Below are 6382 nucleotides of genomic sequence, written 5' to 3' on the forward strand. Positions count from 1 at the left end.
CAAAGGAACACTTATGACCCAAGCCGTATTATTCGACCTTGACGGCACGCTTGCCGATACCGCACTTGATTTGGGTGGCGCGCTCAATACGGTGTTGCACCGACACGGTTTGCCAGAAAAAAGCATGGATGAAATCCGTCCGCAGGCCAGCCACGGTGCGAGCGGTTTGCTCAAACTTGGCGCAGGCATTACGCCCGATCATCCGGACTATATGCAATGGCGCAAAGAGTTTTTGGACGAATACAGCCGCTGCTATGCCGACCAAACCATCTTGTTCGACGGCGTAAACGAAATGTTGGAAGCTTTAACACAACGCGGTATCCAATGGGGCATTATTACCAACAAGCCCATGCGTTTTACCGATGTCCTCGTGCCTAAGCTCGGGTTTACCGTGCCTCCTGCCGTGATTGTCAGCGGCGATACTTGCGATGAACCCAAGCCCAGCGTGAAGCCTATGTTTTATGCGTGCGAACAGATGGGTGTCGAAGCGCAGCGATGCTTTTATGTCGGCGATGCCGAGCGCGATATGCAGGCAGGCAAAAATGCAGGCATGACGACCGTGCTTGCCGATTGGGGCTATATTTCTGCCGAAGATCAAACCGAAAACTGGCTTGCCGATTTCCGTATTGCCACACCTTTGGATTTGTTGGCAATCTTGCGTTAAAACCCTGTAATAATCCGTTTTCAGACGGCCTGAAACGGCGTAAAATTACATAAATTTGTATTTTTTCAACCGTTTTACTACTTGTAAAGAGAAAAATCATGTTCTTCAAGCATATCGAAGCTGCTCCTGCTGATCCGATTTTAGGTTTGGGCGAGGCGTTTAAAGCCGAAACCCGTCCGGAGAAAGTCAATCTCGGTATCGGCGTGTACAAAGACGCATCCGGCGCGACGCCTATTGTCAAAGCCGTTAAAGAGGCTGAAAAACGCCTGTTAGAAAGCGAAACAACTAAAAACTACCTGACCATCGACGGCGTTGCCGACTACAATGAACAAACCCAAATTCTGCTGTTTGGCAAAGACCACGAAATCATTGCCAGCCGTCGCGCCAAAACAGCGCAAAGCCTTGGCGGTACAGGTGCATTGCGCATTGCGGCCGAGTTTGCTAAACGTCAGTTGAACGCGCAAACCATCTGGATTTCCAATCCGACTTGGCCAAACCACAACGCCATCGCCAAAGCGGTCGGTATCCAAGATAAACCTTATCGCTACTATGATGCCGCCAAACATGGTTTGGATTGGGACGGCATGATTGAAGACTTGAGCCAAGCGCAAAAAGGCGACATCGTCCTGCTGCACGGCTGCTGCCACAACCCTACCGGCATCGACCCTACGCCCGAACAATGGGAAACTTTGGCAAAACTTTCTGCCGAAAAAGGCTGGTTGCCACTGTTTGACTTTGCTTATCAAGGCTTCGGCAATGGCTTGGAAGAAGATGCCTACGGCTTGCGCGTGTTCTTGAAACACAATACAGAATTGCTGATTGCCAGCTCTTATTCCAAAAACTTCGGTATGTACAACGAGCGCGTCGGCGCGTTCACTTTGGTGGCCGAAGATGAAGAAACAGCAGCCCGCGCCCACAGCCAAGTCAAAACCATCATCCGTACCTTGTATTCCAACCCGGCTTCACACGGTGCGAACACCATTGCGCTGGTGTTGAAAAATGATGATTTGAAAGCACAATGGATTGCCGAACTCGATGAAATGCGCGGCCGCATCAAAGCCATGCGCCAAAAATTTGTCGAGTTGCTCAAAGCAAAAGGCGCAACTCAAGACTTTGATTTCATTATCGAACAAAACGGTATGTTCTCTTTCAGTGGTCTGACTCCCGAACAAGTTGACCGTTTGAAAAATGAGTTTGCCATTTATGCCGTCCGTTCCGGCCGCATCAACGTTGCCGGCATTACCGATGACAACATCGATTATTTGTGCGAGAGCATTGTGAAAGTCTTGTAATTGTCGAATTAAAGGCAAAGGCCGTCTGAATCATTCAGACGGCCTTTATTTTTGGTTGTCGAAGCTTATACGGCAACTGTGTTCATCCCCCAATAAATCATGGCATAGCGCAGCAGTTTGCCTGTAATCAGAATGATGGCGCAATGCAAAGCATTGAGCCTGAGCCAGCCTGCGGCAAGGGGGAGGGCATCGCCGATAATCGGCAGCCATGCAAACAATAGCGGCCAAATCCCCCATCTTTGTATACGTGCCAATACTTTTTCAGACGGCCTTTTCTTGGCCGGAAACATTCTGCCCATGTAATACGAAACCATACTACCCAAGCCATTCGCCAAACCGGCACACAAACATCCGCCGAGGGCATGTTGCGGATATTGGTACACAAATGCGGCGTATGCCGCCTCGGATGTGCCTGGAAGTAGTGTGGCTGAAGTGAAGGCAGAAGCAATCAGGGCAAGGTAAGCGTAAAGAGGGGGCATGTTTTGAGTTACATCAAGTGATATTGTAAAAAAGAAATAACAGGCTTAGTAAGAGGACTATGCCTTTATTTTTAATCTAATAAAAGATAAATCCAATATTATTGAAATTTTTAAAATTAAACGGCTAAAGGATAATGTAGTCGGCTGTTAGAAAATAGTTTTCAAAGTGACGGATTATCAGTATGATACGGGCGGCTGTTAATGGGTGTTAAGTTTAATGAACTGATTTAAGCTCATTTTTCCAGCGAATCTTAACAAAACGAAAGGCAAATCATGTCTGCGCATTCACAACAAAATCATACTCCTGCGCTGGTTGTCCTAACCACACTCTTTTTCATGATGGGTTTTATTACCTGCATGAACGATATTTTGATTCCGCATTTGAAAGATATTTTCGACCTAACTTATGTTCAGGCGATGCTGATTCAATTCTGTTTCTTTACCGCTTATGCGATTATGTCGATCCCGATGGGCTATTTGGTCGGCAAAATCGGCTATAAAAACGGCGTGATTAGCGGCTTCGTATTGACTGCCATCGGCTGTCTACTCTTTTATCCTGCTGCTGGCAGTCATTCTTATGCAACTTTTTTGGGTGCATTGTTTATTTTGGCTTCAGGTGTAACACTGTTGCAAGTAGCGGGTAACCCTTATGTGACTTTGCTGTCCAAACCGGGTAAAGAATCTGCAACACTGACTTTGGTTCAGGCATTTAACTCTTTGGGTACGACCATTGCTCCGCAAATCGGCGCATTCCTGATTTTGGCTGATGCGACACAAACTGTCAGCAAAGCCGAGCAAATTTCTTCTGTTCAAATTCCATATTTAGGTTTGGCCGGTCTGCTGATTATTTTGGCTGTATTCGTCAAAATGATTCGTCTGCCTGACGCAAACAAAATTGCTGAAGAAGAGAGCGAACACAACCATGATGGCAAACACAGCGTATGGCAATACCGTCATTTGGTTTTTGGTGCGGCCGGTATTTTCTGTTATGTTGGTGCTGAAGTATCTATCGGTTCTTTGTTGGTCAGCGTGTTGGGCTATCTGAAAGGTTTGGACCACGCATCTGCAGCAAAATATCTGTCGTTCTACTGGGGCGGTGCAATGGTCGGCCGTTTCTTAGGCTCTGCTATCATGGCGAAAATTGCGCCTAACCGCTATTTGGCATTTAACGCTACTGCTGCTGTTGCCTTGTTGGGCGTTGCTATGTTGGCAGGTAAAGCCAGTGCAGATGTTGCAATGTGGGCATTGTTGGCTATCGGCTTCTTCAACTCCATCATGTTCCCAACCATTTTCTCTTTGGCAACCAAAGGTCTAGGTCGATTTACCAGCAGCGCTTCCGGCGTATTGTGTACTGCGATTGTCGGCGGTGCGGTTGTGCCTGTGGTACAAGGTTGGGCAGCGGATACTTACGGTTTGATGATTTCTTTCGTTGTATCAGCGATTTGTTATGTATACATCGTCTTCTTTGCAATTAAAGGCTACAAAGCTGACGAATAACTCATCATGATAAAAGGCCGTCTGAAACCCTATGGGATTTCAGACGGCCTTTTTACTTTGTGGCATAATGATTTAAATGACAGGAGGAAAAAAATGGCCAAAATCATTTTGCTGCATGGCTTGCACATGCATTCGTGGGTCATGAGACCGCTGGCGTATTTGCTGGAACAAGAAGGTTTTGAAGTTGTGCTGTTCGATTATTGCAGTGTGTTGCACTCAATGAATCGGCATGTTGAGGACTTGGCGCGATGGATTGATGAGAACCATGCTGATGAAACGCTGCACTTTGTGGGCCATAGTTTGGGCGGGTTGGTCTTACGCAATTTTGCAGCGGCATATCCGGATAAAGTCAGCGGCCGTATCGTTACCATGGGTACGCCGCATCAAGGCAGCCGTGCCGCGCAACGTGTGCTCAATTTGGGTTTGCAAAAGCCGGTATTGGGCGGCTCTTACAAAGGGGCATTGGACGGCAGTATGCCTGAGTTGCCAGAGGGTGTTGAGCTGGGCAGTATCGCCGGTAACAAACCGTATGGTCTGGGCCGTGTTTTAGGTTTGCATGGCGAACATGATGGTACGGTTTTGGTCAGCGAAACGCATTGTCCGAATATGCGCGATCATGTCGTTTTACCTGTCAGCCATAGCGGTATGCTGTTCAACCGTAAAACGGTCGAACAAGTAGTGGCATTTTTACATGATGGATGTTTTAAAAAGCAATAAAATTTCATTTATTTTAATTTAAAAGTATTTAATGTTAACAATTTAATATATTTTAAAGAAAGTGTCGCAGTTTTACTGGAGCTGTTTTTATAAAATAACAGGCAGGCCGTCTGAGAATCGGGTTTCAGACGGCCTGTTATGCTAAAATCTGTTAAATACTTATTAAAAAGGCAAAGAACAATGTTTGCTTTCAAATCCTTACTTAATATGCCGCGCTTTGAGGCCATCGCTGTGGCCTTGGCTTTGGTGGCGGCAATGGGTTATACGATTATTTCGCTTGAATGGCTGCCGCATATGTCGATTGTGACGGCGATTGTGGTCTTGCTGTTGTACGGTTTGATGCGCGGCTTGAAATATCAAGATATGCAAAACGGTATGATAGGCGCGGTCGGGCAGGGCATGGGCGCGATTTATCTGTTTTTCTTTATCGGCCTGATGGTCAGCGCGCTGATGATGAGCGGTGCGATTCCGACACTGATGTATTACGGTTTCGGATTGATTTCGCCGACTTATTTTTACTTCTCGGCGTTTGCGCTCTGCTCGATTATCGGTATTTCCATCGGCAGTAGTTTGACGACTTGTGCAACTGTTGGCGTGGCATTTATGGGTATGGCGGCTGCGTTTCATGCCGATATGGCGATGACAGCAGGCGCGATTGTGTCGGGTGCGTTCTTTGGCGATAAAATGTCGCCGCTTTCCGATACGACCGGTATTTCCGCTTCGATTGTCGGCATTGATTTGTTCGAACACATCAAAAACATGATGTACACCACTGTACCTGCGTGGTTGATCAGTGCGGCCTTGATGTTGTGGCTCTTGCCCAATGTTGCCGCGCATGACATGAACAGCGTCGAGACTTTCCGCGCGCAATTGGAAGCAACCGGTTTGGTGCATGCCTACTCGCTGATTCCGTTTGCTTTATTGGTTATCCTCGCCCTGATGCGCGTCAATGCCATTGTGGCCATGTTGTTTACCGTTGTGGTGGCGCTGATTGTGACTTATTTCCACAGTACGCCTGATTTGAAACAGCTGGGCGCGTGGTTTTACAGCGGATACAAACTTGAAGGCGAAGCATTCAAAGACATTGCCCGCTTGATTTCGCGCGGTGGCTTAGAAAGCATGTTCTTTACGCAAACCATCGTGATACTCGGCATGAGTTTGGGCGGCCTGTTGTTCAGCATTGGTGTGATTCCGTCTTTGTTGGAGGCCATTCGTGCGTTCTTGACCAATGCCGGACGCGCTACTTTCAGCGTGGCCATGACATCGGTTGGTGTTAACTTCCTGATTGGCGAGCAATATTTGAGTATTCTGCTTTCCGGCGAAACCTTTAAGCCGGTTTATGACAAGCTTGGTCTGCATTCGCGCAACCTTGCCCGTACGCTGGAAGATGCGGGTACGGTCATCAACCCGTTGGTGCCTTGGAGCGTCTGCGGCGTATTCATCAGCCATGCCTTGGGCGTACCTGTTTGGGAATACCTGCCTTACGCCTTCTTCTGCTACTTGAGCTTGGCTCTGACGCTGGTGTTTGGCTGGACAGGGCTGACTTTGAGTAAAAAATAAACAGTAGGCTGTTTGATAATCAGGCCGTCTGAATGCGTTTCAGACGGCCTACTTTGTTTGAAGCAGCCCATCGGATATAATTGCTGCGCCAATAAAAAATAATCCAAAAACAATGAATAAACAAATCCGCCAAGAAATTTTCGAGCGTTTCCGCGCTGCCAATCCTCATCCGA

The 6382-nt window shown here is 47.4% G+C and carries 6 protein-coding genes; 5 read left to right on the plus strand and 1 reads right to left on the minus strand.

What is annotated here, in order from left to right:
• The first annotated feature begins 13 nt into the window (after positions 1 to 13).
• Both Q1M25_RS01150 and Q1M25_RS01155 read left to right on the plus strand, forming a co-directional pair.
• Entirely contained in the window at positions 14 to 664 is a 651-nt protein-coding gene (locus Q1M25_RS01150) for an HAD family hydrolase (protein ID WP_300480821.1), read from the plus strand.
• 98 nt (positions 665 to 762) lie between these two features.
• Positions 763 to 1956, plus strand: a complete 1194-nt coding sequence (locus tag Q1M25_RS01155; RefSeq protein WP_070588069.1) for an amino acid aminotransferase — start codon at positions 763 to 765, stop codon at positions 1954 to 1956.
• 65 nt (positions 1957 to 2021) lie between these two features.
• Here Q1M25_RS01155 and Q1M25_RS01160 read toward each other — a convergent pair whose 3' ends face one another.
• Positions 2022 to 2435, minus strand: coding sequence for a YqaA family protein (locus Q1M25_RS01160; RefSeq protein WP_300480824.1), 414 nt, complete (start codon positions 2433 to 2435; stop codon positions 2022 to 2024).
• Positions 2436 to 2708: 273 nt separating this feature from the next.
• Between Q1M25_RS01160 and Q1M25_RS01165 the strand changes: the two genes are divergently transcribed.
• The 3 genes from Q1M25_RS01165 to nhaC all read left to right on the plus strand — a co-directional run bounded on the left by Q1M25_RS01165 (position 2709) and on the right by nhaC (position 6209).
• Complete coding sequence (locus Q1M25_RS01165; protein WP_300480826.1) at positions 2709 to 3932, plus strand: sugar MFS transporter; 1224 nt, start codon at positions 2709 to 2711, stop codon at positions 3930 to 3932.
• 93 nt (positions 3933 to 4025) lie between these two features.
• Positions 4026 to 4649 (plus strand): alpha/beta fold hydrolase, encoded by a 624-nt coding sequence (locus Q1M25_RS01170; RefSeq protein ID WP_300480829.1) that lies wholly within the window; start codon positions 4026 to 4028, stop codon positions 4647 to 4649.
• Positions 4650 to 4829: 180 nt separating this feature from the next.
• The gene (nhaC, locus tag Q1M25_RS01175; RefSeq protein ID WP_300480831.1) at positions 4830 to 6209 is read left to right on the plus strand and encodes a Na+/H+ antiporter NhaC; all 1380 of its coding nucleotides are present in this window, start codon (positions 4830 to 4832) and stop codon (positions 6207 to 6209) included.
• Positions 6210 to 6382 lie beyond the last annotated feature (173 nt).

The organism is uncultured Neisseria sp., assembly GCF_951230505.1.
Taxonomy (GTDB): domain Bacteria; phylum Pseudomonadota; class Gammaproteobacteria; order Burkholderiales; family Neisseriaceae; genus Neisseria.

What these genes read in the sequence shown, in the direction of transcription:
- Q1M25_RS01150 (WP_300480821.1), top strand. Translation starts at nt 14, where the DNA reads ATGACCCAAGCCGTATTATTCGACCTTGACGGCACGCTTGCCGATACC.
- Q1M25_RS01155 (WP_070588069.1), top strand. Translation starts at nt 763, where the DNA reads ATGTTCTTCAAGCATATCGAAGCTGCTCCTGCTGATCCGATTTTAGGT.
- Q1M25_RS01160 (WP_300480824.1), bottom strand. Translation starts at nt 2,435, where the DNA reads ATGCCCCCTCTTTACGCTTACCTTGCCCTGATTGCTTCTGCCTTCACT.
- Q1M25_RS01165 (WP_300480826.1), top strand. Translation starts at nt 2,709, where the DNA reads ATGTCTGCGCATTCACAACAAAATCATACTCCTGCGCTGGTTGTCCTA.
- Q1M25_RS01170 (WP_300480829.1), top strand. Translation starts at nt 4,026, where the DNA reads ATGGCCAAAATCATTTTGCTGCATGGCTTGCACATGCATTCGTGGGTC.
- nhaC (WP_300480831.1), top strand. Translation starts at nt 4,830, where the DNA reads ATGTTTGCTTTCAAATCCTTACTTAATATGCCGCGCTTTGAGGCCATC.